This is a genomic window from Stenotrophomonas sp. 704A1, assembly GCF_030549525.1.
Classification (GTDB): domain Bacteria; phylum Pseudomonadota; class Gammaproteobacteria; order Xanthomonadales; family Xanthomonadaceae; genus Stenotrophomonas; species Stenotrophomonas tuberculopleuritidis.
Window position 1 is genome coordinate 3,450,784 of record NZ_CP130831.1, and the last position, 23,906, is coordinate 3,474,689.

19 protein-coding genes are annotated in these 23,906 nt (G+C 67.9%); 10 read left to right on the forward strand and 9 right to left on the reverse strand.

Going from position 1 to position 23,906, the window contains the following annotated elements:
- Positions 1-15: 15 nt before the first annotated feature.
- The 4 genes from lepA to rpoE form a co-directional block, all read right to left on the reverse strand.
- The gene (lepA, locus tag Q5Z10_RS15975; RefSeq protein WP_303639206.1) at positions 16-1,809 is read right to left on the reverse strand and encodes a translation elongation factor 4; all 1,794 of its coding nucleotides are present in this window, start codon (positions 1,807-1,809) and stop codon (positions 16-18) included.
- Positions 1,810-1,989: 180 nt separating this feature from the next.
- Entirely contained in the window at positions 1,990-3,522 is a 1,533-nt protein-coding gene (locus tag Q5Z10_RS15980) for a DegQ family serine endoprotease (protein WP_303636362.1), read from the reverse strand.
- Between the two features lie 74 nt (positions 3,523-3,596).
- Positions 3,597-4,460, reverse strand: coding sequence for an RseA family anti-sigma factor (locus tag Q5Z10_RS15985; protein WP_303636363.1), 864 nt, complete (start codon positions 4,458-4,460; stop codon positions 3,597-3,599).
- The gene (rpoE, locus tag Q5Z10_RS15990) at positions 4,457-5,077 is read right to left on the reverse strand and encodes an RNA polymerase sigma factor RpoE (protein ID WP_303636364.1); all 621 of its coding nucleotides are present in this window, start codon (positions 5,075-5,077) and stop codon (positions 4,457-4,459) included. The genes Q5Z10_RS15985 and rpoE overlap by 4 nt, the downstream gene beginning before the upstream one ends.
- A gap of 234 nt (positions 5,078-5,311) precedes the next feature.
- On the opposite strand from rpoE, the gene Q5Z10_RS15995 reads away from it, so the two are divergent.
- The 4 genes from Q5Z10_RS15995 (at position 5,312) to Q5Z10_RS16010 (ending at position 10,345) form a co-directional block, all read left to right on the forward strand.
- Positions 5,312-7,375 (forward strand): 3-hydroxyacyl-CoA dehydrogenase NAD-binding domain-containing protein, encoded by a 2,064-nt coding sequence (locus tag Q5Z10_RS15995; RefSeq protein ID WP_303636365.1) that lies wholly within the window; start codon positions 5,312-5,314, stop codon positions 7,373-7,375.
- Between the two features lie 611 nt (positions 7,376-7,986).
- Entirely contained in the window at positions 7,987-8,850 is an 864-nt protein-coding gene (locus Q5Z10_RS16000; protein WP_303636366.1) for a pirin family protein, read from the forward strand.
- Between the two features lie 120 nt (positions 8,851-8,970).
- Entirely contained in the window at positions 8,971-9,690 is a 720-nt protein-coding gene (gene aqpZ, locus Q5Z10_RS16005) for an aquaporin Z (protein ID WP_303636367.1), read from the forward strand.
- A gap of 196 nt (positions 9,691-9,886) precedes the next feature.
- Complete coding sequence (locus Q5Z10_RS16010) at positions 9,887-10,345, forward strand: hypothetical protein (protein ID WP_303636368.1); 459 nt, start codon at positions 9,887-9,889, stop codon at positions 10,343-10,345.
- A gap of 191 nt (positions 10,346-10,536) precedes the next feature.
- Here Q5Z10_RS16010 and Q5Z10_RS16015 read toward each other — a convergent pair whose 3' ends face one another.
- A complete protein-coding gene (locus Q5Z10_RS16015) occupies positions 10,537-11,388 on the reverse strand; it encodes a pirin family protein (RefSeq protein WP_303636369.1) in 852 nt (283 codons plus the stop codon).
- A gap of 266 nt (positions 11,389-11,654) precedes the next feature.
- Here Q5Z10_RS16015 and Q5Z10_RS16020 point away from each other — a divergent pair, with 266 nt between their 5' ends.
- A complete protein-coding gene (locus Q5Z10_RS16020; protein WP_303636370.1) occupies positions 11,655-13,736 on the forward strand; it encodes a carbon starvation CstA family protein in 2,082 nt (693 codons plus the stop codon).
- Positions 13,736-13,960 carry a YbdD/YjiX family protein gene (locus Q5Z10_RS16025; RefSeq protein ID WP_303636371.1) on the forward strand — a complete coding sequence of 75 codons (225 nt, stop codon included), beginning with the start codon at positions 13,736-13,738 and terminating at the stop codon, positions 13,958-13,960. The genes Q5Z10_RS16020 and Q5Z10_RS16025 overlap by 1 nt, the downstream gene beginning before the upstream one ends.
- 388 nt (positions 13,961-14,348) lie before the next feature.
- Here the strand turns inward: Q5Z10_RS16025 and Q5Z10_RS16030 are convergent, their stop codons facing one another.
- Positions 14,349-15,494, reverse strand: coding sequence for a DUF3103 family protein (locus Q5Z10_RS16030; RefSeq protein ID WP_303636372.1), 1,146 nt, complete (start codon positions 15,492-15,494; stop codon positions 14,349-14,351).
- Positions 15,495-15,704: 210 nt separating this feature from the next.
- Complete coding sequence (locus Q5Z10_RS16035; protein WP_303636373.1) at positions 15,705-16,955, reverse strand: DUF819 family protein; 1,251 nt, start codon at positions 16,953-16,955, stop codon at positions 15,705-15,707.
- Between the two features lie 157 nt (positions 16,956-17,112).
- Here Q5Z10_RS16035 and Q5Z10_RS16040 point away from each other — a divergent pair, with 157 nt between their 5' ends.
- On the forward strand, positions 17,113-17,502 hold the full coding sequence (locus Q5Z10_RS16040) for a VOC family protein (protein WP_303636374.1): 390 nt from the start codon (positions 17,113-17,115) through the stop codon (positions 17,500-17,502).
- A 49-nt stretch (positions 17,503-17,551) separates the two neighbouring features.
- Here the strand turns inward: Q5Z10_RS16040 and Q5Z10_RS16045 are convergent, their stop codons facing one another.
- Together Q5Z10_RS16045 and Q5Z10_RS16050 are read right to left on the reverse strand one after the other, a co-directional pair.
- Complete coding sequence (locus tag Q5Z10_RS16045) at positions 17,552-18,841, reverse strand: sensor histidine kinase (RefSeq protein WP_303636375.1); 1,290 nt, start codon at positions 18,839-18,841, stop codon at positions 17,552-17,554.
- Positions 18,822-19,532, reverse strand: coding sequence for a response regulator transcription factor (locus Q5Z10_RS16050; RefSeq protein WP_303636376.1), 711 nt, complete (start codon positions 19,530-19,532; stop codon positions 18,822-18,824). Before Q5Z10_RS16050 ends, Q5Z10_RS16045 begins: the two co-directional genes overlap by 20 nt.
- Positions 19,533-19,663: 131 nt before the next feature.
- Between Q5Z10_RS16050 and Q5Z10_RS16055 the strand changes: the two genes are divergently transcribed.
- The 3 genes from Q5Z10_RS16055 to Q5Z10_RS16065 all read left to right on the forward strand — a co-directional run bounded on the left by Q5Z10_RS16055 (position 19,664) and on the right by Q5Z10_RS16065 (position 23,878).
- Positions 19,664-21,367 (forward strand): ArnT family glycosyltransferase, encoded by a 1,704-nt coding sequence (locus tag Q5Z10_RS16055; RefSeq protein WP_303636377.1) that lies wholly within the window; start codon positions 19,664-19,666, stop codon positions 21,365-21,367.
- Between the two features lie 112 nt (positions 21,368-21,479).
- The gene (locus Q5Z10_RS16060; RefSeq protein WP_303636378.1) at positions 21,480-22,232 is read left to right on the forward strand and encodes a phosphatase PAP2 family protein; all 753 of its coding nucleotides are present in this window, start codon (positions 21,480-21,482) and stop codon (positions 22,230-22,232) included.
- The gene (locus Q5Z10_RS16065) at positions 22,229-23,878 is read left to right on the forward strand and encodes a phosphoethanolamine transferase (protein WP_303636379.1); all 1,650 of its coding nucleotides are present in this window, start codon (positions 22,229-22,231) and stop codon (positions 23,876-23,878) included. The genes Q5Z10_RS16060 and Q5Z10_RS16065 overlap by 4 nt, the downstream gene beginning before the upstream one ends.
- The last annotated feature ends 28 nt before the right edge of the window (positions 23,879-23,906 follow it).

The window sequence follows — 23,906 nt, forward strand, 5'->3', positions numbered from 1 at the left end:
GGCCGGTTTCGGAGCTTACTTGTTGTCCATCTGCAGCACGGCCAGGAAGGCTTCCTGCGGAATTTCCACGCGGCCGACCTGCTTCATGCGCTTCTTGCCTTCCTTCTGCTTTTCCAGAAGCTTCTTCTTGCGCGAAACGTCGCCACCATAGCACTTGGCCAGGACGTTCTTGCGCATGGCCTTGACCGTGGTGCGGGCGATGATCTGCGAGCCGACGGCGGCCTGGATGGCCACGTCGAACTGCTGGCGCGGAATCAGGTCCTTCATCTTCTCGCACAGCTCGCGGCCGCGGCGGTCGGCGTGGCTGCGGTGCACGATCAGCGACAGCGCATCGACCTTGTCACCGTTGATCAGCACGTCCACGCGCACGAACGGGCCGGCATCGAAGCGCACGAAGTGGTAGTCCAGCGACGCGTAGCCGCGGCTGACCGACTTCAGCTTGTCGAAGAAGTCCAGCACCACTTCGGCCATCGGCAGCTCGTAGCTGATCTGCACCTGGCTGCCCAGGTAGTTGATGCCGATCTGGCTGCCGCGCTTTTCCTCGCACAGCTTGATGATGTTGCCGATGTACTCCTCGGGGGTGAGCACGTTGGCGCGGATGATCGGCTCGCGGATCTCCTCGACATGGTTCACCGGCGGCAGCTTGGCCGGGTTGTCCATGCTGATGATGGTGCCGTCGGTCTTCAGCACTTCGTACACCACCGTCGGTGCGGTGCTGATCAGATCCAGGTTGTACTCGCGTTCCAGCCGCTCCTGCACGATTTCCATGTGCAGCATGCCGAGGAAGCCGCAGCGGAAACCGAAGCCCATCGCTTCGGAGCTTTCCGGCTCGAAACGCAGCGCGGCATCGTTCAGGCGCAGCTTGTCCAGCGCTTCGCGCAGGTCCGGGTAGTCTTCGGCATCGACCGGGAACAGGCCGGCGAACACGCGCGGCTGCATTTCCTGGAAGCCCGGCAGCGGCTTCGGCGCCGGGTCGGCGGCCAGGGTGAGGGTGTCGCCGACCGGCGCACCGTGCACGTCCTTGATGCTGGCGGTGACCCAGCCCACTTCACCGGCCTTCAGCGCCGGCATCACCTTGCGCTTGGGCGTGAACACGCCGACGTTGTCGACCTGGTGGGTACGGCCGGTGGACATCACCTGCAGCTTGTCGCCGGCCTTGATCTGGCCCTGCATGACGCGCACCAGCGAGACCACGCCCAGGTAGTTGTCGAACCAGGAGTCGATGATCAGCGCCTGCAGCTTGTCGGTGTCGCGCGGCTGCGGCGGCGGGATGCGGTGCACGATGGCTTCCAGCACGTCCTGCACGTTCAGGCCGGTCTTGGCGCTGACCGGCACTGCGTCGCTGGCATCGATGCCGATCACGGCCTCGATCTCGGCCTTGGCACGCTCGATGTCGGCGGTGGGCAGGTCGATCTTGTTGATCACCGGCACCACTTCCAGGCCCTGCTCCACGGCGGTGTAGCAGTTGGCCACCGACTGCGCTTCCACGCCCTGAGCCGCATCGACCACCAGCAGCGCGCCTTCGCAGGCGGCCAGCGAGCGGCTGACTTCATAGGAGAAGTCGACGTGCCCGGGGGTGTCGATGAAATTCAGGTGGTAGGTCTGCCCATCCTTGGCCAGGTACGGCAGCGATACCGATTGGGCCTTGATGGTGATGCCACGCTCGCGCTCGATCGGATTGGAGTCGAGCACCTGCGCCTCCATCTCGCGGGCCTGCAGGCCGCCACAGAGCTGGATGATGCGATCGGCCAGCGTGGACTTGCCGTGGTCGACGTGGGCGATGATGGAGAAGTTGCGGATGTTCCGCATCGAATCAGAAGACATAGGTGGCGGCGGCGCGCGGCGTCGTCAGGGTAACGGTCGATTATCGCATGCCCGGGCCCTGACCGCGTGGGCGGCCTGGCCGGACCGGGCTGGAAACGGCCGAAGCCCCGCCAGGGCGGGGCTTCGGGGGCACGCAGCGGTCCGCAATGGCCGCCGGCGGCCGGGTTACGGGCCTGCCTTGACCGCCACGAAGGCGCTGTTGCCGCTGCCGGTGCGGACCAGCAGCATGACCACATCGCCCTTGCGGTAGCTGGACAGGGCGCGGTTCAACGCCTCCACGCTGCCAACCGGAGTGCTGGCCACCTGCAGGATCACCATGCCGCCGGACAGGCCCGCATCGCGTGCGCCCTCCCCCTTCACGGCGGTGATGCGCACGCCTTCACCGGACTCCAGGCCCAGCTGCTTGCGCTGCGGTGCGGTCAGATCGGCCACGTCCAGGCCCAGCAGGGCGTTGGCGCCGGTCTGCGGCGCGGCCGCGTCGTTGCCGGCGGACGGCCCGCGGGCGCTGCCCTGTGCGTCCTCGGCCAGCGCGGTGAGGGTCGCACTCAGCTCACGCGGCTTGCCGTCGCGGATCACCCCGAGGGTGACCCGGCTGCCCGGCGACATCGCCCCGATCAGCGGCGGCAGGTCGGACCAGCTGTTGACCGGCGCGCCGTTGACGGTCCGGATCACGTCTCCGATCTTCACCCCGGCCTTGGCTGCAGCGCTGTCCGGCACGATCTGGTTGACCAGCGCGCCACGGCTGTCCGGCAGGCCCATCGCCTGGGCCTTCAGGCCGTCGATTTCCTGCACCACCGCACCGAGCTGGCCGCGGGTCACCTTGCCGGTCTTCTTGATCTGCTCGACGGCGCTCATCGCCAGGTCGATCGGGATCGCGAAGCTGATGCCCATGTAGCCACCGGACGCCGAGAAGATCTGCGAGTTGATGCCGACCACTTCGCCGCGGGTGTTGAGCAGGGGACCACCGGAATTGCCCTGGTTGATCGCCACGTCGGTCTGGATGAACGGCACATAGCGCTGGTCCGGGCCGCCGGTATTGCGGCCCAGGGCACTGACCACACCGGCGGTCACCGAGTGGTCGAGGCCGAACGGCGAGCCGATTGCGACAACCCACTGCCCCGGCTTGAGGCTGTTGGAATCGCCCACCCGCACGGTCGGCAGGTTCTTGCCCTCGATCTTCAGCAGGGCCACGTCGTACTGCTGGTCGCTGCCGACCACCTTGGCGGTGAACTCGCGACGGTCACCCAGCTTGACCTTCACCTCGCTGGCATCGGCGACCACGTGGTAGTTGGTCAGCACATAGCCATCGGGCGAAATGATGAAGCCCGAGCCCATGCCGCGGCCCTTGATGCTGGGGCCGCCGTCCTGGCCCCCCGGGCCCTGCCCGGGCATCGGGAAGTCAGGCCCGAAGAAGCGGCGGAAGAATTCCGGCATCTCGTCGTCGGGGCCCATGCCACCGCGCGCCTGGCGGTTGCTGCGCACAATGGTGGTATCGACGTTGACCACGCCGGGGCCGACCTGCTCGACCAGATGGGTGAAGTCAGGCAGGCCGCTGACCAGCGGCTGCGCGGGCGCACGCGGTGCGGCGGCGGCGGCGGCCTGCGGTTGTGCAGCGGGCGCCGGCGCCTGGGCGCAGGCCACCAGCGGCAGGGTCAATGCGAACAGGCCAATGGCGTGCGTGCGGAGTCGGGGAGTCATCGGACGGCAACCTCCGGGTCGGATGGAAGGGAAAAGAGGTGCCCCGCCAGCGGCGGGGCGTGACGGTGTCCGGCTCAGTCGCGCGGACGCTGCGACGCCGGCAGGTCGTCCTGCAGGCGCGGCTCGAAGGGATAGAACGCGGCGCCGCCGGCAGCGGCCGGGAAGCTGGCGTTGAGCGCACCGCCGGCGGCCGGCGCCAGGCTGGAACGCGGCCACGGGCGGGCCTGCAGGCTGCCCACCTCGCCGAACGGCAGGCTGCGCGCAGCGCTGGCCGGCACGGTCGGGGTCAGCGCCTGGCTGGCCACCGCCCGCTGCGGTTGTACGTCACGCTGGGCCACGCGTGCCGCCTGTTGGCTGCGGGTGGCACTGGCGCGGCGGGCATCCTGGCGGCGGCTGGCCGCGGCCACAGCCACCGCCGGAGCGCTGGCCAGCCCGATCGCCGCAGGAGCGGCCGACGCTTCGGTGACCGGCGCCGGCGCTGCCGGCAGCTCGGCCTGGCTGGCAATCACCTGCGGTGCGGCGACATCGACCGGCGGCGCCTCCTGCAGCTTCTCGCGGCCCATGAACAGGGCGACCGCCGCCACCGAGGCCGCCAGGGCACCACCGCCCCAGGCACGCCAGCCACTGCGACGGACCTGGCGCCTCGCGTCGGTCTGCGGTGCCGGTTCGGCGCTGATCGCAGCGGCAACCGCGGCGCTGAACCCAGCCGGTGCCAGCAGCGAGGCCTGGCCGCGCATCACGTCGCCCAGCAGCTGCCAGCGCTCCTGGCAGCCGCCCAGCTCCGGGTCGTGCTCCATGCGGCGCAGCAGGAAGCGCGCCTCATCGGCACCGAGTTCGCCGTCGACCAGGGCCGACAGCTGTTCGCGATGGCGCTGCTCCAGGCGCTGCCCGGCAGGCGACTGATGATCGTGTGATTCGTTGAAAGGATGACGGGTCATACGCGGCTCTTCTCACGGGTGGCGCTGCCGATGTCCAGCAGCGGCCGGAGTTCGATGTCGATCGCCTCGCGCGCCCGGAAGATCCGGGAACGCACGGTGCCGATCGGACACCCCATCTTCTGCGCGATTTCCTCGTAGCTCAGGCCTTCCACTTCGCGCAGGGTGATCGCCGACCGGAGTTCCTCCGGCAGCGCGTTGACGGCTTTCATCACCGTCTGTTCCAGTTCCTGGCGCATCAGCTCGCGCTCGGGCGTATCGGTATCGCGCAACCGGGTACCGCTGTCGAACTGCTCGGCATCGCCGATGTCGATGTCATCGGTGGGCGGGCGGCGATTGTGTGAAGCCAGGTAGTTTTTGGCGGTGTTCACGGCGATCCGATGCAACCAGGTTGAGAACTGGGCGTCGCCGCGGAAGCTTCCGATCGCACGATAGGCGCGGATGAAAGTGTCCTGGGCCACGTCCTGACATTCACTCCAGTCGGCGATGTAGCGACCGACCAGGGCCACGACCCGATGCTGGTACTTGCGCACCAGGACATCGAACGCGGCGCTCTCGCCGTGCTGCACGCGCCGGACCAGTTCCAGATCCAGCTCCTGAGGTGTATCAACATCGGCCATGAGGGGCCGCACTCCTGTCAGCCCAACCGACGTCGGGCAATGAGACTGCCAATCCCGGGAAAAGTTCAGTCGCCGATCACCTGGCGCCGCACCAGCTTTTAACCACCGTTCCGTTAGCGTCCCGGTTCCAGGCTCTGGATCCAGGGGCGCCCCCCCCTGCTATTGGGATTTGACGCGGGGGAAACAACCTCTGGATCATAGCCGCTTCTCCATACACAACCGGATGGAACGTCCATGCTCTCAAGCTTCGATGGTCTCCGCTTCAGCCACTGGCACCCCGAGATCCGCGACGATGGCGTGGTGGTCCTGTCCCTGGATCGTCAGGACAGCAGTGTCAACGCGATGTCGCAGGACGTGCTGCTGGAACTGGGCGACCTGCTTGAGCGCATCGCCCTGGACCCGCCCAGGGGCGTGGTGATCCAGTCGCTGAAGAAGGCCGGCTTCATCGCCGGCGCCGACCTGAAGGAATTCCAGGAATTCGACCGCCGCGGCACCGTCAACGATGCCATCCGCCGCGGCCAGTCCACCTACCAGAAGCTGGCCGAGCTGCCCTGCCCGACCGTGGCCGCGATCCACGGCCACTGCCTGGGCGGCGGCACCGAGCTGGCGCTGGCCTGCCGCTACCGGGTGGCATCGAATGACAGTTCGACCCGGATCGGCCTGCCGGAAACGCAGCTGGGCATCTTCCCGGGCTGGGGCGGCAGCGCGCGCCTGCCGCAGCTGGTCGGCGCCCCGGCGGCAATGGACATGATGCTGACCGGTCGTACCCTGTCGGCCTCGGCCGCGCGCGGCATCGGCCTGGTCGACAAGGTGGTGGCCCCGGCGGTGGTGCTTGATACCGCGGTGGCACTGGCGCTGTCCGGCACGACCCGGCCGTTCAAGCAGCGTGCGCTGGCGTGGGCGACCAACACCTGGCCGGCACGCCAGCTGCTGGCGCCGCAGATGGTCAAGCAGGTGGCGCGCAAGGCGAAGAAGGACCAGTATCCGGCCCCCTATGCGCTGATCAGCACCTGGCAGCGCAGTGGTGGCAAGCCGGTGCAGGCGCGCCTGGATGCCGAGCGCCGTGCGGTGGTGAAACTGGCCAGCACGCCGACTGCACGCAACCTGATCCGCATCTTCTTCCTCACCGAACGCCTGAAGGGCCTGGGTGGCGGTGATTCGGGCATCCGCCACGTGCATGTGGTCGGTGCTGGCGTGATGGGCGGTGACATCGCCGCATGGGCCGCCTACAAGGGCTTCGAAGTGACCCTGCAGGACCGTGAGCAGCGCTTCATCGACCCGGCCATGGAACGCGCGCAGGCGCTGTTCGCCAAGAAGGTACGCGATGAGAGCAAGCGCCCGGCAGTGGCCGCGCGCCTGCGTGCCGACCTGGAGGGCCGCGGCGTGGCCGAGGCCGATCTGGTGATCGAAGCGATCATCGAGAACCCGGACGCCAAGCGTGCGCTGTACCAGACGCTGGAGCCGGCGATGAAGCAGGACGCGCTGCTGACCACCAACACCTCGTCGATTCCGCTGCTGGAACTGCGCGACCACATCCAGCGCCCGGCGCAGTTTGCCGGCCTGCATTACTTCAACCCGGTGGCGCAGATGCCGCTGGTGGAGATCATCCACCACGACGGCATGGCGGCGGAAACCGAGCGCCGCCTGGCCGCGTTCTGCAAGGCGCTGGGCAAGTTCCCGGTGCCGGTGGCCGGCAGTCCGGGCTTCCTGGTCAACCGCGTGCTGTTCCCGTACATGCTGGAAGCCGCCACCGCGTATGCCGAGGGCATCCCGGGGCCGGTGATCGACAAGGCGGCGGTGAAGTTCGGCATGCCGATGGGCCCTATCGAGCTGATCGATACCGTCGGCCTGGACGTGGCGGCGGGTGTCGGCAGGGAACTGGCGCCGTTCCTCGGCCTGCAGATTCCCGCGGCGCTGCAGACGGTGGACCCGGCCAAGCGCGGCAAGAAGGACGGCCAGGGCATCTATGCCTGGGAGAACGGCAAGCCGAAGAAGCCGGATGTGCCGGGCAACTACCAGGCGCCGGCCGATCTGGAAGACCGCCTGATCCTGCCGCTGCTGAACGAAGCGGTGGCCTGCCTGCACGACGGCGTGGTGGCCGATGCGGACCTGCTGGATGCGGGGGTGATCTTCGGCACCGGATTCGCGCCGTTCCGCGGTGGTCCGATCCAGCACATCCGAGCGGTGGGTGCCGACGTGATCGTGGAGCGTCTGAAGGCGTTGCAGCAGCGCCATGGTGATCGCTTTGCGCCGCGTCCGGGTTGGGACAACCCGGCCCTGCGCGAACCGGTGGTGTAAGGGGTTTTATCGGCCGGGCCTGCGGCCCGGCACCCGCAGGATCAACAGCCAGAGCCGGAGCCGGAGCAACAGCCGGCTCTGGCTTTTCTGTTTGTTGGGCGGGGCGGTGTGGGTGGGCAGGACACGCCGTAAACCCGTCCATGGGGGCTCGATGGCGCCATCCATGGCGCCAACGGTCCTGCCCACCCACACCACCCCACCCCTGACAGTTTCCCGGTGACGGTGGGTGAACTGCGAACCTTGGTGATGGCTAACGCAAACGGGTGGATGTTGAACTTGGTCCGATACCAAGAGCGAAGCGACCGGCGTTTGATTTTGATTTTCTTTTTTCTTTTCCGTGGCTGATGAACACGGAAACTGTCAGAGGCCGGGTGGGTGGGTTGCGCAGGACCGTTGGCGCCATGGATGGCGCCATCGAGCCCCCATGGACGGGTTTACGGCGTGTCCTGCGCAACCCACCCGCCCGGCCCAAACACATGACCCGCTTTCGACCGTCCAGCCACGAGGGGCTGCGCCGTTGGCTGGAACACCCTGTTGCCCATACGGGGCATGCCCCGGTCACAGCTGCATGCGATGCTGATCACCTGATCCCTGCCAGCGAGAACGCCCGCATGACCACCATCATCGCCCCGCGCGTGCACGACATCGGCGGCCTGGAAGTCCGTCGCGCCGTCCCGACCCTGCAGGCCCGCAGCATCGGCTCGTTCGTGTTCGTCGACCAGATGGGCCCGGCACTCATGCACCCCGGGACGGCCATCGACGTGCGCCCGCATCCGCATATCGGCCTGGCCACCGTGACCTACCTGTGGTCGGGCGCGATCGGCCACCGCGATACGCTCGGTTCGGACCAGGTCATCCGTCCCGGTGACGTCAACTGGATGACCGCCGGCCGCGGCATCGCCCATTCCGAGCGCACACCGCAACCGGACCGCGACCATGACAACCCGATCCACGGCATGCAGACCTGGGTGGCGCTGCCGAAATCGCACGAGGAAATCGAGCCGGCGTTCTACCACCACGCCGCTGCCACCCTGCCCGAGCAGCGCCGCAACGGCGCCTGGCTGCGGGTGATCGCGGGGCGCGCGTACGGCGAGGAATCGCCGGTGAAGGTGTTCGCCGATACCCTCAACGTGGCGATCGACCTCGATCCGGAGGCGGAGATCGACATCGACAACGGCCACCGTGAGCGCGCGCTCTACATCCTCGAAGGCCAGGCGCAACTGGATGGCGTGGATGTACCCGCGCAGCATCTGATCATCCCCGAAGCCGGTGCGGTGGGCCGCCTGCGCGCGAAGACGCCGGTGAAGGCCATGCTGTTCGGTGGCGAACCGCTGGATGGACCGCGCCACCTGTGGTGGAACTTCGTCTCCAGCTCCAAGGAGCGCATCGAGCAGGCCAAGCACGATTGGGAGGCCGGCCGCTTCGGCACCATTCCCGGCGACGACAAGGAATTCATTCCGCTGCCGCAGTACTGAACATCGCGTGCTGCACACATGCGACGGTGTATCTCTGCACCCGGCGTTGACGCTACAGTCACCCGCTGATCACTGAAATGTGACATAAATCACACTTTCACCGTCAAAGGAGTGCATCACATGAGCATGGGTAAACGCTTGGCCGCCGAGTTCCTCGGCACGTTCTGGCTGGTTCTGGGGGGCTGTGGCAGCGCGGTACTGGCTGCCAAGTTCGGTGGCGACGGCAATCCCCTGGGTATCGGTTTCCTCGGCGTGGCGCTGGCGTTCGGCCTGACCGTGGTCACCGGCGCCTATGCGTTCGGCCACATCTCCGGCGCGCACTTCAATCCGGCAGTCAGCGTCGGCCTGTGGGCCGGCGGCCGCTTCCCGACCCGGGACCTGGTGCCGTACGTCATCGCGCAGGTGGCCGGCGGCCTGCTGGCCGGTTTCATCCTGCTGCAGATCGCCTCCGGTGCCAGCGGTTTCGCCATTGATGGCAGCCAGGCCGGCGCGTTCGCCAGCAACGGCTACGGCGCGTTGTCGCCCGGTGGTTACAGCGTGGCCGCCGCCTTCCTGTGCGAAGTGGTACTGACCGCGGTGTTCCTGATCGTGATCATGGGCGCCACCCACGGCAGGGCACCGGCCGGCTTCGCGCCGCTGGCGATCGGCCTGGCCCTGACCCTGATCCACCTGATCAGCATTCCGGTGACCAATACCTCGGTGAACCCGGCACGCTCGACCGCCGTGGCGTTCTTTGCCGGCAGCGGTGCGACCGGCCAGCTGTGGCTGTTCTGGGTGGCTCCGCTGCTGGGCGGCGCGATCGGCGGCATCATCTACAAGTGGATCGGCAACGACCGCTGAGCACGACCGGCACCATTGCGGCCGACCTTCGGCCGCAATGGTTACGGATGTAACCGCGATTTGTGCGATCGCTCACGTTCCGTTAAGGTCTGGTCATCCGCCCGTGCATGCGCCGGGCGGAACGGCATCCGGGGATGGGATGCCACGACCGCCGGTGCCACCGGCGGTGCCAACGACACGCCACCTTGGGGGATGCATGAAGTTCGCGCCTGTTGTCCTGTCGAGCCTGCTGTTCGCCGCGGCCCATGCCGCCGCGCAGGTCCCGGTTGAATGTCCTTCGCTGCCTGCCAGCAGCGGCCTGCAATGGCAGCAGCAGGTGCAGTCCGGGTTCCTGGTCTGCCGCGCTGCCACCGGCGATGGCCGTGAAGTGCTGAGCCTGATGCTCAGCCAGCGCGACCCGGGCATTCCGCTGAGCCGATCGCTGCGCCAGGAAAAGGGCAGCTTCGCCGGCGAATCGATGTACTGGTACCAGCCGGACCTGGGCGGGCAGCAACCGCCCGGCTATGCCGAGCGCCGCATCAGCGTGGTCAAGCTGGACAAGGGCCGGTACGCGCAGATCGCGCTGTACCCGGGCAGCACCGAGGAACTGGGCAGCCTGCAGCAGCTTGCGCAGGGCATGAACCTGACGCCCTCGGCCGTGGCCGACGGGCGCTGACGGTGGCGGGGATGACTGCCTGGCAGGATCCCCGCAGCATCGGTCACCCTATCGCCAGCGCCGGGGCTTGCCCGGCATGGCGCATTGCCGGTTCTACCGGAAAGCCGCCGGGCATGGCCCGGCGCTACCCACTGCATGCGGGCATGGCCCGGCGCTACCGGCACTGTGCGGCAATGATGCGTCGTGTGCGCTCAGAACCGGCCTTCCTGGAAATCGACGAAGGCCTGCATCAGCTCCTGCCGGGTGTTCATCACGAACGGGCCATGCCGCATCACCGGTTCCCGCAGCGGCCGGCCGGCCACCAGGATCAGACGCGCGCCTTCGCTTCCCGCCGACAGGTGCAGCTGTTCACCGCCACCGAGCACCGCCAGTTCCTGGCGCGCCACGTCACGCGCGGCGTCCTGCTCGCCCACGGTCAGGGCGCCCTCGAACACGTAGGCGAACGCGTTGTGCCCTTCCGGCAGCGCATGGGTCCATGCACGGTCGGGCGCCAGCGTGATGTCCAGGTACAGCGGATCGGTCGCCGGCTGCGTGATCGGCCCTGCGGTGCCGTCCACCGTGCCGGCGATCACCTTGACCTGCACGCCCTCGGCCGGCTGCACCACCGGGATGCGTTCGGGGGCGAATTCCTGGTACTTCGGCGCGGTCATCTTCTCGCGCGCCGGCAGGTTCACCCACAGCTGGAAGCCGCGCATCTGCCCGCTTTCCTGCTCGGGCATCTCCGAATGGACCAGGCCGCGGCCTGCGGTCATCCACTGCACGCTGCCCGGGGTCAGCAGGCCCTCGTTGCCGTGGTTGTCGCGGTGGCGCATGCGCCCATCGAGCATGTAGGTGACGGTCTCGAAGCCACGATGCGGATGCTCCGGGAAGCCGGCGATGTAATCCTCGGCACGGTCGGTGCCGAATTCATCCAGCAGCAGGAACGGATCCAGATCGGGCAGCGATGGCCCGCCGATGACCCGGGTCAGGCGCACGCCGGCACCATCGGAGGTGGGCATGCCACGGATGGTCCGCAGCACGCGGACCGGCTCGGGAAGGCTCATGGCGACTCCTGTTGGGTGGATGCCGGTAAAGATGGAGGCCGTCGCGCGCGGCGCCAATGGATGGCACCGCAACCGATTGTTCCATCCCTGGTGTTCGCTGCGCGTCATGTCCGCGTGCCGCCGCAACGCGCGTTGTGGGCATCAGATCCCTGCCCCGGGCGCCGGCCATGTTCGACCAAAGTACTACCGCCCAATAGTCCTGGACACATTGACCCTGCCAAGGGCACGCGGGACTCTTTGACCATCTTTCCGGGAGAGAGCACCTCATGAAAGGGTTTTCCAAAATAGGCTGGGCGCTGCTGGCCCTGCTCGGCGCGTTCTGCCTGGGTACCGTGGCGTTGCGCCGCGGCGAGCACATCAACGCACTGTGGATCGTGGTTGCCGCGGTGTCGCTGTACCTGGTGGCCTACCGCTTCTACAGCCTGTTCATCGCCAACAAGGTGATGCAGCTGGATCCGACCCGGGCCACGCCGGCGGTGATCAACAACGATGGCCTGGACTACGTGCCGACCAACAAGCACGTGCTGTTCGGCCATCACTTCGCCGCCATTGCCGGTGCCGGCCCGCTGGTCGGCCCGGTACTGGCCGCGCAGATGGGCTACCTGCCCGGTCTGCTGTGGCTGGTGGTCGGCGTGGTGCTGGCCGGCGCAGTGCAGGACTTCATGGTCCTGTTCCTGTCCAGCCGCCGCAACGGCCGTTCGCTGGGTGACCTGGTGCGCGAGGAGATGGGCCAGGTGCCCGGCACCATCGCGCTGTTCGGCGCGTTCCTGATCATGATCATCATCCTGGCGGTGCTGGCGATGGTGGTGGTCAAGGCGCTGGCCGAGAGCCCGTGGGGCATGTTCACGGTGATCGCCACGATGCCGATCGCGATCCTGATGGGCGTGTACATGCGCTACATCCGCCCCGGCAAGATCGGTGAGATCTCGGTGGTCGGCCTGATCCTGCTGCTGGCCGCGATCTGGTTCGGCGGCAAGGTGGCGGCCGACCCGACCTGGGGCCCGGCGTTCACCTTCACCGGCACCCAGATCACCTGGATGCTGATCGGCTACGGCTTCGTCGCCTCGGTGCTGCCGGTATGGCTGCTGCTGGCGCCGCGCGATTACCTGTCCACCTTCCTCAAGATCGGCACCATCATCGCGCTGGCCATCGGCATCCTCGTGGTGATGCCCGAGCTGAAGATGCCGGCGCTGACCCAGTTCGCGGCCAGCGGTGACGGTCCGGTGTGGAAGGGCGGCATGTTCCCGTTCCTGTTCATCACCATCGCCTGCGGTGCGGTATCGGGTTTCCATGCACTGATTTCCTCGGGCACCACGCCGAAGCTGCTGGCCAATGAAGCGCACATGCGCTACATCGGCTACGGCGGCATGCTGATGGAGTCGTTCGTGGCGGTGATGGCGCTGGTGGCCGCCTCGATCATCGATCCGGGCATCTACTTCGCAATGAACAGCCCGGCGGCGGTGATCGGTGCCGATGCCGCGTCGGCCGCGCACTACATCACCAACACCTGGGGCTTCACCATCACCCCGGAACAGCTGACCGCGACGGCGGCGGCGATCGGCGAGCCGACCATCCTGCATCGCGCCGGTGGTGCGCCAACGTTGGCGGTCGGCATCGCGCAGATCCTGCACGAGGCGATTCCGAGCAGCAGCGACGCGATGATGGCGTTCTGGTACCACTTCGCGATCCTGTTCGAAGCCCTGTTCATCCTGACCGCCGTCGATGCCGGTACGCGTGCCGGTCGCTTCATGCTGCAGGACCTGCTGGGCAACTTCGTCCCCGCGCTGAAGAAGACCGAGTCGTGGACCGCCAACATCATCGGTACCGCTGGCTGCGTGGCGCTGTGGGGCTACCTGCTGTACACCGGTGTGGTCGATCCGTTCGGCGGCATCCAGACGCTGTGGCCGCTGTTCGGCATCTCCAACCAGATGCTGGCCGGCATCGCACTGATGCTCGGCACGGTGGTGCTGTTCAAGATGAAGCGTGACCGCTACGCCTGGGTGACCGCGCTGCCGGCGGTGTGGCTGCTGATCTGCACCACCTACGCTGGCTTCATCAAGATCTTCGACAGCAACCCGGCACAGGGCTTCCTGGCCCAGGCACACAAGTTCCAGGACGCCCTGGCCACGGGCACCATCACCGCACCGGCCAAGTCGGTGGCGCAGATGCAGCAGATCGTGGTCAATGCCTACGTCAATACCGGCCTGACCGCGCTGTTCCTGCTGGTGGTGGCGGCGGTGCTGGTGTACTCGATCAAGACGATCGTGGCGGCGCGCCGCAACCCGCAGCGCAGCGACCGCGAGACCCCGTACGTGGCGCTCAAGCCGCATGAAATGGTGGATCTGTAATGAGCACGCAACTGGTACCGGTAGGCCAGTACCAGGCGCATCGCCGTGTGTGGCGACGCCTGGTGCAGACGGCGCGGCTGTGCTGCGGCATTCCCGACTACGACAACTACGTGCGGCACGTGCGGGAAAAGCATCCGGACCGCGAGCCGATGGACTACAAGACGTTCTTCCGCGAGCGGCAGGAAGCGCGCTACGGCGGGCGCAACGGTGGCCGTTGCTGTTGAGGTTCTCGGTGGGTGCCGGGCGTGCAGCCCGGCGCCCGCAGAGGCAACGGCAACATCAACTGCAACGGCTGGCGGCTGTGCGTTCGGGCGCCTGCGAAGCCGTGCTTCGCAAGCAAAGCGCCCTCACCCATGGGGGCTCGATGGCGCCTTGCTCGTGTGCGCTGTCCTGCGCACACGGCAGGACCGGAGTTGGGCGTCCTGCCCAACCCGCCCGAGGCATGCCTCGGGCCCATCGCGCCAACGGTCCTGCCAACCCACACCGCTCCGCCTTTGACAGATGTCCGGTGACGGTGCGAATCATCCGGGGGCTGATCCGTTTTCCCTGGAGAACGGATCAGGGCCCCTTCTGTTCGTGGATGTCGGCGAATGCGGGTCCCGCCCTGCCGGACTACTCCGTGAGGGTGATCGGGGTCAGGGTGACCTTGGCGTTGTTGGCCGCGCCCATCCTGTCCTGGTAGGCCTGGCCGCGCTGCAACAGGTAGTAGCTGTCGATATAGTCGATGTCATTGGCAAACCACGACGTGGGCATGGCCTTGAGGATCGCGCCGGCGATGTCGGCGATGACGGCATACTCCGGTGCGAACGCGCCCAATGCCGCTTTGACGCCGTTGCTCAGCGCCACCAGCAGCTCCTGGTAATTGGTATCGCCGTCATCCTCGAACAGCTGCACGTTGGCGGCGTTGAATCGATAGTTGCCCCACAGGATCAGCGGTTGCTGCGGGGTGTAGTCGGTGCCGTCGTCGTCCAGGTACGGCAGGTCGACGGTGACCATCTCCGGTGCGCTGGCGCCCAGCTGCAGACCGGAAACCACCGCGAACACCTCGGCCGCCCCCAGCGCCCAGGGCTCCTGGTCGTCGGCCAGGCGGATGCGGTCCAGGCGGGTGATGTCCAGCGAAGCCTGCGTACCGTCAGCCGACAGCTGGATCCGTTCGGGCGACTGCAGCCCGCGTGCGCGCAGGCCGGCGTTGACCAGCGCCATGCCCTCCTGCACTGAGCGGCGGGTATCGACATCGACGATCAGCACTGCAACGTCCGGAGCCTGTTTCGCATCCAGCACGTGCGCGCGCCCCTGCGCATCGTAGGCGGTGATGGTGGTCCAGTCGCGGTCATTGCCCCGCGGCAGGCTGGCCACCCACAGCTGACCCGGGGGGATGGCCGCCAGCGCGTGGCCCTCGGGCACGTAGGCACGCAGCTGCAGCAGTGCCTGTCCGTGTTCCGGCAGCCCCTTGGCCAGGCGCAGCTGCCGGTCGTTGCTGGCCAGCACGGCACGGGCGCGGGTACGGGCCTGCGGATCGAAGCGCGCCAACACCGTATCCAGCGCCACGCCCTGCGCCGGCGATGCGGCCAGCGTGGTGCGCACGGCCTCGCCGAAGCCCGGCTGGGCGATCAGTGCCGCCACTTCGCGTGCACTGGCCTCGGTCACCGCCTGCACGCCGCCGCCCTGTGCGACGCGCTGCGCCTGCGCCGCTGCCGCCGCACTGCTCAACACCAGCACCAGCGCCGCAGCCCCTCGCATCATCCATCGTTGCGTCATCACATCTCCCCCTCGGAACGTCACTGTCCATCAGCGACATGAGCGGACAACGCTACGACGGTACCGCCATGCGTTCCGGTATGTACCGCACAGTTCCGCCTGCAGCACGCACCAGAAGGCCGGGGCACGGCCCTGCCCGGCAACGCCGGTGGATCCGGGTCACGGCAGGCACCGCGCACCCGAACCGCCACCGGCAGGAACCGCGGGGCCTCAGCCGGTGGCCATCCACTTCAGGATCAAACCGGTGACGTAGGCCAGCCCGGTGCCGGTGGCATAGCCCACCGTGCCGAGCAGCACGCCGACCGGGGCGAGTGTCGGATGGAACGCCGCCGCCACCACCGGCGCCGATGCCGCCGCACCGATGTTGCCCTGCGATCCGATCGCAAAGAAGAACAACGGCGCCCGTACCAGCTTGGCCACGATCCACAGCACCAGCACATGCGTGGCCATCCAGATCGCGCCCAGCAGGAACAGCCACGGCCGATCCAGCAGCGACAACAGGTTCATCTGCATGCCGATGCAGGCAATCAGGAAATACAGGAACACCGTGCCCAGCCGCGAGGCACCGGCCGCTTCCAGGCGGCGCGCGCGGGTGAAGCTGAGAGACAGGCCGGTCGCGGTGGACAGCAGGATCACCCAGACGAACGGGCTGTCGAGGCTGAACTGGCTGGCCCAGCTGACGTTGGCCTTGAACCAGCCGGACAGCGGCGCAGCGATCGCATGGGCCAGGCCGACGCCGCCCAGCGCCACGCCGACGATCACCATCAGGTCGGTCATGCTAGGGATGCGCGCGTTCTGCGCCTCGTAGGCGCTGATGCGCGCCTTCATCTCGTCGATGGCGCGGGTGTCGGCACCGTTGCGCGCATCGATCTGCTGGGCACGGTTGGCCATGAACAACAGGATCGCCATCCACAGACTGGCACAGGCCACGTCGACCACGGCGAACTGGCCGAAGGTGGTGGCGTCGGTACCGAACACTTCGCGCATGGCGACCATGTTGGCACCACCGCCGATCCAGCTGCCGGCCAGCGCGGCCATGCCGGCCCAGGTGTCACCGGCCACCGTTTCCGGATGGATCAGCTTCATCACCTGGAACGATACGATCGCGCCCAGCATGATGCCGGCGGTGCCGGCGCAGAACACCAGCAGCAGCTTCGGTCCCAGCTTGGCGATGCCCTTCAGGTCGATCGACAGGGTCAGCAGGACCAGCGCTGCCGGCAGCAGCACGTCGCGGGCAACAGGGTTGTACAGCGAGGTGTTGTGACCGTCGATGACACCGGCGGTGTTGTAGATGGCGGGAATGAAATAGCACAGCAGCAGCGCCGGCACCCAGGCGAAGATTTTCTTCAGCAGGGGCGTGGGACCGCTGGCGGCCCAGAAGATCAGGGCGAGGGTGGCGGCGATCAGGCCCAGTCCAACGATGTCGTTGCTGATCAGGGCAGTAGCGGGTTCGGTCGGCATGGGATCCTCTGTCGATCGAAAGAGCGGTTAAAAAAAAGCGCCGCATAAGGCGGCGCAGGGTGAGATTAACATCGTCTTCACGCGGGGTCATGCTGCGCTGCTTGCCCGCCGGCGCGCAGCTGCGGAGAATCGGGCATGCCTCCCAGGAGCGGTTCCCATGCAACTTGGTGCTTTTTCGGTCAGCCTGGCAGTCAAGGACCTGGCCACCTCGCGCGCGTTCTACGAAGCACTCGGCTTCACCGTGACCGGCGGCGACGCCACGCAGAACTGGCTGGTGCTGCGCAACGACGGCATCGTCATCGGCCTGTTCCAGGGCATGTTCGAGGGCAACCTGCTCACCTTCAACCCCGGCTGGGACCAGCACAAGCAGGAGCTGGCGGCGTTCCAGGATGTGCGCGCGCTGCAGGCCGAACTGGATGCGAAGGGGATCGAACTGGCCGTGCGCACCGATCCCGATGGCCAGGGCACGGGCTATCTGCAGCTGGCCGACCCTGATGGCAACGTGATCCTGATCGACCAGCACGTGGCACGGCCGGCAGGCCGCTGACGGCCTGCAGCCCGGGGGCGGGTGCCAGCCGAATCCGGACCCGCCCGGTTCAGCCTGGACGTGAGGCCCCGAAATCGAGCGTGGCCCGGGTGCCGCGCGGCTGGCAGGGCTGCAGCTGCAGGGTCCAGCCCAGGTGCCCGCACAGGCGCGCGATCAGGTCCAGACCGATACCGCCGCTGTCATTGCGCTCGCCGCGCGCCATCCGCGCGTGGATCGCCGCGATCTCCTCCGGGCTCATGCCATGGCCCGGGTCCTGCAGGGTCAGCACCGCCGCTGCGGTCAGCTGCAGCTCGATGCGGCCACGGCCACTGTTCTCGATGGCATTGCGCAGCAGATTGCCGATGGCGGCCTGGACCACTGCCAGGGGCGCGACGATATCGACCGGTGCGGCCTGGATGTCGATGCTCAGGTCCTTGTCGCCGAGCAGATGGCGGTGGTCATCGACGATTTCCGGCAGCAGCTGGTCCAGTGCGATGCGTTCGGCGTGCGCGGCCAGCCGGGCCGGATCGCGCGCCAGCACCAGCAGCAGTTCGACCAACTGCTCCACCCCCTGCGCGGTGCGCAGGACACGCTGCACCTGCTGGCGCGCGCGTTCGGGAAGGCCCGGCTGCTCCAGCGCCAGTTCGGCGGCGCCGGTCATCACTGCGATCGGTGTGCGCAGTTCGTGGCTGGCGGTGCTGATGAAGACCCGCTCGCGCTCGACGAACCGCTCGTTGCGGTCAAGGTAATCGTTCAACGCATCGGCGATGGTGTGCAGTTCCGAGCTGCCGCGCGGATCGACGTCGATGCGCTGGCCCTGTTCTCCGGGCCGCAGTGCGCCGATATGCTGGGCCAGCAGGCTCAGCGGACGCACCATGCGCTCCATGCCGAACGAGGCCATCAGCACGGTGACGAAGACCATGATGATGCCGGCAAGCATCACCCAGCGCGTGGCGAACTGCTCCAGGTCATGGAAGTCGGAGATGTCCAGGGCCAGCGCGACCCGTCCCATCGCCTCGGTGTCCCGCACCATCACCGCGGTTTCGCGCTCGCCGATCATCACCCCGTCGTGCAGGCCGGGAGGCAGCACGCGCACGCTGTCGGGCAGCCGCGCCTGGTCGAAGCGGTACAGGCTCAAGGTGTCCGAGTCCTGCCAGCGGTAGTGCGGCTCGTGCTCGGTGTGCTCGACGATGCTGTCCAGCTCGGAATTGAGCAGCGCGCGCCAGGCTGCGTGCTCGGCGTGCTCGTGCACATAGTTGCCCACGCTGAACACCGCCAGCGAGATCAGCGCGAGATAGCCCAGCAGCCACCACACCACGCGCCGGTACAGCGGGCCCGGCTTACGCGCCTGGGTGGTCATGGCCGGCCTCTCCCCCTGCGCTGGCGGCCAGCCGGTAGCCGACCCGCGGCAGCGTGTGGATCAACTTGTCATTGAACGGGCCATCGACGCTGCGGCGCAGTTCGTACACATGCGAACGCAGCAGGTCGCCATCGGGCGGCTCGTCACCCCACAGGGCGAACTCGAGCTGCTGGCGGGTGACCGCGCCCGGGCTGGCCCGCATCAGCACTTCCAGCAGCTTGCGGCAGGCCGGGTACAGATGCAGCACCTGGCCGCCACGCTGCGCCTCCAGCGTGGCCAGGTCCAGCACCAGGTCACCCACCTGCAGGCGCTTGCGCGGATTGCGGCCCTGCGCGCGCAGCAACAGCGCTTCCAGGCGCACCTCCAGTTCCGGCAGGGCGAACGGCTTGGTCAGGTAATCGTCGGCGCCGGCACGGAACCCGGCGATCTTGTCCGGCAGTTCATCACGCGCGGTCAACATGATCACCGGTACTTCGGAGGCATGCTCGGCGCGCAGCCGCCGCAGGACTTCGGGCCCTTCCATGCGCGGCAGCATCCAGTCCAGGATGACCGCGTCGTAGGGATGGCTGCCGGCCAGGTGCAGGCCGGTGACGCCGTCGGGGGCGACGTCGAGCACGTGTCCACGCGACTCGAAATAATCGAACAGGTTGGCCACCAACTGGCGGTTGTCCTCGATCACCAACAGGCGCATGCGCGAACGATCCACGGGAAGTGGGCCCATGGTAGCGCCGCCGATGTCGGAATACGGTCGTCCTGACGCGGCTCCGACAGCTTTCCCACCTGCGCCCGACCAGACTGTCCGTTTTGCATCCGGAGCCCGCCGTGCCCGTTGCCCTGCCCCGCCGTTGGCATCTTCCCCTGCTGTGGCTGCTGATGGTGATGGCGCTGGCCGCCGGGCTGGGCATGCGCCAGCCGCAACCGCCGGACGAACCACGCTTCGTGCTGGCCGCACGCACCATGGTCGAGACCGGGCAGTGGCTGCTGCCGCACCGCGGCAGCGAGCTGTACGCCGAAAAGCCTCCGGTGTTCATGTGGCTGCAGGCGGCCGCGCACCAGCTGGTGGGCAGCTGGCAGTGGTCGTTCCTGCTGCCGTCGCTGCTGGCCGCCCTGCTCAGCCTGTGGCTGGTCTCGGACCTGGCACGCCGGCTGTGGTCGCCGCGCCATTCGCTGTACGCGCTGGGGGCACTGTTCTGCACGCTGCAGTTCGGCCTGATGGCCAAGCGTGCGCAGATCGACATGGTCCTGGTGGCAATGACCACGCTGGCCCTGTGGGGGCTGCTTCGCCACCTGTGCGAGCGCCGCAATCTGCCGGCCCTGTGGCTGGCCGGTTTCGCCGCCGGGCTGGGCACCGTGACCAAGGGCGTGGGTTTCCTGCCGCTGCTGATCGTGCTGCCCTGGCTCGGCGGGTGGCTGTACCAGCGCCACCGCGGACGCCCGGTCAGCGGCGCGCATCCTGCCACGCTGCTGTGGCTGCTGCCGGCGTTCCTGCTGGGCACGGCGGTGTGGCTGGCGCCGCTGGGCTGGGCACTGCTGCACGAGCCCAGCGCGACGTTGCAGTCCTACGCCCATGAACTGCTGTTCAAGCAGACCGGCACGCGCTATGCCAACGCCTGGCACCACCGGCAGCCGGCCTGGTACTACCTGCAGGTGATCGCCACCTTGTGGCTGCCGGGCAGCCTGCTGCTGCCGCTGCTGGCCAGGCCGTGGTGGCGCCGCCTGCGGCGCGGCGACCGCCGCCAATGGCTGCTGCTGGGGTGGGCCGCGCTGGTGCTGCTGTTCTTCACCGCCAGCCCCGGCAAGCGCGAGGTGTACGTGCTGCCGATGCTGCCGGCGATGGCACTGGCGGTGGCACCGCTGCTGCCGGGCCTGCTGCGGCGCCGGTGCGTGCGGCGCTACCTGTTCGGCTACAGCCTGGTGCTGATGCTGGCCACCGGCACGCTGGGGGTGATGATGCTGACCGACAGCCCGTGGGCGCAGGCGCAGCTTGCACGCCGGGCGATGCCCGACACGCTGCTGCCAGTACTGGGTGATGGCCTGCTGACCTTCGCCATCGCGCTGGCCAGCGCCGCGCTGTGGCTGCGGGTGCGCCGCGCAGCTGTGCTGGTGCTGCTGGCGCACGGCATGTTGTGGATGCTGTACGGGCTGGTGCTGATCCCGGCCCTGGACCCCTACGCGTCGGCGTCGGCGGTGATGCGTCGGGTCGGGACGCGGATCGGCCCCGACGCGGAACTGGCTCTGCTGGCATGGCGTGAACAGAATCTGCTGCAGGCCGACCGGCCGGTGCGCGAGTTCGGCTTCAAGCGTCCCTGGGCAGAGCAGTGGCATGACGCCGGGGCATGGCTGGCGCAGGCGCCGGGCAAGCGCTGGGTGCTGGTCCTGGAGGAGGCGATGAGTCCCTGCGTGGACCCTGCGCAGGTGATCGATATCGGGGTGGCCAATCGCAACCGCTGGCAATTGCTGCCGGGCACCGCCTGGGACAGCCGCTGCCACGCCGAACGCGCCGGCGCATCCCAGGAAGAAGACTGAATCGCCGCGCGCCGCAGGCGCGGCATTAACCCGTCGCGAACGCGCGTACGACCCTTCTCCGACATGAGGATGACGAGCATGGCCGCCGATTCCAGCATCCGGCCCCTCCTGCATGCCTGCGCGCTCCCTCGCTCCCCCTCTTGCACCCGCGTCGCTGACACCGCGCTTTGCTCTGACCCATCTGTGGCTGCCCGTGGTGATCGGGACTGCTGCGTTCACGCTGCTGATGGGCTTCGGCGGTGACCAGTGGGTTGCCGACCATCTGTTCAAGCTCGAAGGTGGCCGCTGGGCGCTGCAGGACGCATGGCTGACCCGCGCGGTGCTGCACAGGGCCGGCAAGTGGCTGAGCACCGCTGCGGCGCTGATGGCGCTGCTGCTGTGTTTCCACCACTGGCGGCATGGGCGTGATCGCGTTCTTCGGTGGGCCCTGCTGTACGTCGTGCTGGCCATCGCGCTGGGTACCGGCACGGTCTCGCTGCTGAAGTCGCTGGTTCCGATGGACTGCCCCTGGGACCTGCTGCGCTATGGCGGCCACGCGCCCTACATCGGGCTGTTCAGCACGCGCCCGGCGGGCATGGCGGCCCCGGCCTGCTTCCCGGCCGGCCACGCCAGCGCCGGCTACGCGTGGCTGTGTCTGTACTTCTTCGCACTGCTGTGGCGCCCGGCATGGCGTTGGCCGGCACTGTCGATCGGCCTGGGCAGCGGCCTGGTGTTCGGCATCGGCCAGCAGCTGCGCGGGGCCCACTTCCTTTCGCACGACATCGCCACGGCGCTGATCTGCTGGCTGTTGTCGCTGGGCCTGTTCCTGGCGGTGAAGCGCGTGCTGGCCCGCCCGCTCCGCCGTCGGCAGGGGGCCAGCGCATGAACGTGTCCGTGCAACGTACGCTGCGCCTGCCGTCGCTGGCCGCGGTGCGCGGCTGGCGTCCGCAGCTGTCCAGCGAAGGCCTGATCGTACTGGCCTGCGCGTTCTTCGCCGTCGCCGGCAATGGACTGTTCTGGCACAGCGCCATGGCCAGCCATCCGGGCAGCCTGCGCTACGCGGTGTCGCTGCTGTTGCTGCTGCTGGGTGCGCACGGCGTGCTGCTGGGCCTGCTGGTCTGGCGCTGGAACGCCAAGGTGGTGATCAGCGCACTGCTGCTGGTGACCGCGTTTGCAGCGCACTACATGGGCCGCTACCACATCTATCTGGATGCGGACATGCTGCGCAATGTACTGGCGACCGATCCGAAGGAAAGCCGCGAGCTGCTGACCCTCTCGCTGCTGTGGCCGGTGCTGCTGCTGGCCGTGCTGCCGATGGCGCTGCTGTGGCGCGTGCGGCTGCACCGCCGGCACTGGGGCCGCAGCCTGCTGTGGCGTGCCGGATTCCTGCTGCTGGCGGCGGCAACCGCGCTCGGCGGCGCGCTGCTGTCTTTCCAGGATGTGTCGGCGCTGATGCGCAACCAGCGCGAAGTGCGCTATCTGGCCACGCCGGCCAACGTGCTGCTGGGCCTGCCGCGTGCGCTGCGCGGCGACAATCCGGTGCAGCGCGCGCCGAAGCTGCCGATCGGCACCGATGCCAGCGCCACGCCACGCGCCGCCAGCAGCAGGCCTCGCCTGCTGGTGATCGTGATGGGCGAAACCGTGCGCGCGCAGAACTGGGGCTTGAACGGCGGGCGCAATACCACCCCGGAACTGGCGCAGGCCGCCGTGGTGAATTTCCCGGACATGCATTCGTGCGGCACCAGCACCGAAGTGTCGCTGCCCTGCCTGTTCTCGCCGTGGGGCCGCCACGACTACGACGAGAAGAAGATCCGGGCGCACCAGTCGCTGCTGCACGTATTGAACCGCGCCGGCATCACGCCGTTGTGGCGCGACAACCAGTCCGGCTGCAAGGGCGTCTGCGAAGGCCTGGCCTTCCAGTCGCTGGCCGATGCCACTACGCCGGGCCTGTGCGCTGCTGGCCGCTGCATGGATGAGATCCTGCTGCAGGACCTGGCCACCCAGGTACGTGCGAAACCGGGCGACCGGGTGGTGGTGCTGCACCAGCTGGGCAACCACGGCCCGGCCTACTTCGAGCGCTATCCACCCGCGTTCCGCCGCTTCACCCCGACCTGCGATACCCGTGACATCGGCCGTTGCTCGCGCGAAGAGATCACCAACAGCTACGACAACGCCGTGCTGTACACCGATCACTTCCTGACCAAGACCATCGGCACGCTGCAGGGCATGCAGGACTACGACACGGCACTGATCTACCTGTCCGACCACGGCGAGTCGCTGGGCGAGAAGGGCCTGTTCCTGCACGGCGTGCCCTACGCCATCGCGCCTGCCGAGCAGACCCGGGTGCCGATGACGATGTGGTTCTCGCCGGGCTTTGCCCGCAGCCGCGGGCTGGACCTGCAGTGCCTGCGCAGGCGTTCGGCGGCCTATGCCGACCATGACAACCTGTTCCCGTCGGTGCTGGGCCTGATGCAGGTGAAGACGGCGCTGTACGAGCGCGACCGCGACGTGTTCGCCAATTGCGAGGGCTAGGGGTTTTTCGGCAGGGCTTGCAGCCCTG

Coding starts and splice junctions, on each gene's coding strand:
- lepA (WP_303639206.1), bottom strand. CDS start 1,809: ATGCGGAACATCCGCAACTTCTCCATCATCGCCCACGTCGACCACGGC.
- Q5Z10_RS15980 (WP_303636362.1), bottom strand. CDS start 3,522: ATGACTCCCCGACTCCGCACGCACGCCATTGGCCTGTTCGCATTGACC.
- Q5Z10_RS15985 (WP_303636363.1), bottom strand. CDS start 4,460: ATGACCCGTCATCCTTTCAACGAATCACACGATCATCAGTCGCCTGCC.
- rpoE (WP_303636364.1), bottom strand. CDS start 5,077: ATGGCCGATGTTGATACACCTCAGGAGCTGGATCTGGAACTGGTCCGG.
- Q5Z10_RS15995 (WP_303636365.1), top strand. CDS start 5,312: ATGCTCTCAAGCTTCGATGGTCTCCGCTTCAGCCACTGGCACCCCGAG.
- Q5Z10_RS16000 (WP_303636366.1), top strand. CDS start 7,987: ATGACCACCATCATCGCCCCGCGCGTGCACGACATCGGCGGCCTGGAA.
- aqpZ (WP_303636367.1), top strand. CDS start 8,971: ATGAGCATGGGTAAACGCTTGGCCGCCGAGTTCCTCGGCACGTTCTGG.
- Q5Z10_RS16010 (WP_303636368.1), top strand. CDS start 9,887: ATGAAGTTCGCGCCTGTTGTCCTGTCGAGCCTGCTGTTCGCCGCGGCC.
- Q5Z10_RS16015 (WP_303636369.1), bottom strand. CDS start 11,388: ATGAGCCTTCCCGAGCCGGTCCGCGTGCTGCGGACCATCCGTGGCATG.
- Q5Z10_RS16020 (WP_303636370.1), top strand. CDS start 11,655: ATGAAAGGGTTTTCCAAAATAGGCTGGGCGCTGCTGGCCCTGCTCGGC.
- Q5Z10_RS16025 (WP_303636371.1), top strand. CDS start 13,736: ATGAGCACGCAACTGGTACCGGTAGGCCAGTACCAGGCGCATCGCCGT.
- Q5Z10_RS16030 (WP_303636372.1), bottom strand. CDS start 15,494: ATGACGCAACGATGGATGATGCGAGGGGCTGCGGCGCTGGTGCTGGTG.
- Q5Z10_RS16035 (WP_303636373.1), bottom strand. CDS start 16,955: ATGCCGACCGAACCCGCTACTGCCCTGATCAGCAACGACATCGTTGGA.
- Q5Z10_RS16040 (WP_303636374.1), top strand. CDS start 17,113: ATGCAACTTGGTGCTTTTTCGGTCAGCCTGGCAGTCAAGGACCTGGCC.
- Q5Z10_RS16045 (WP_303636375.1), bottom strand. CDS start 18,841: ATGACCACCCAGGCGCGTAAGCCGGGCCCGCTGTACCGGCGCGTGGTG.
- Q5Z10_RS16050 (WP_303636376.1), bottom strand. CDS start 19,532: ATGCGCCTGTTGGTGATCGAGGACAACCGCCAGTTGGTGGCCAACCTG.
- Q5Z10_RS16060 (WP_303636378.1), top strand. CDS start 21,480: ATGCCTGCGCGCTCCCTCGCTCCCCCTCTTGCACCCGCGTCGCTGACA.
- Q5Z10_RS16065 (WP_303636379.1), top strand. CDS start 22,229: ATGAACGTGTCCGTGCAACGTACGCTGCGCCTGCCGTCGCTGGCCGCG.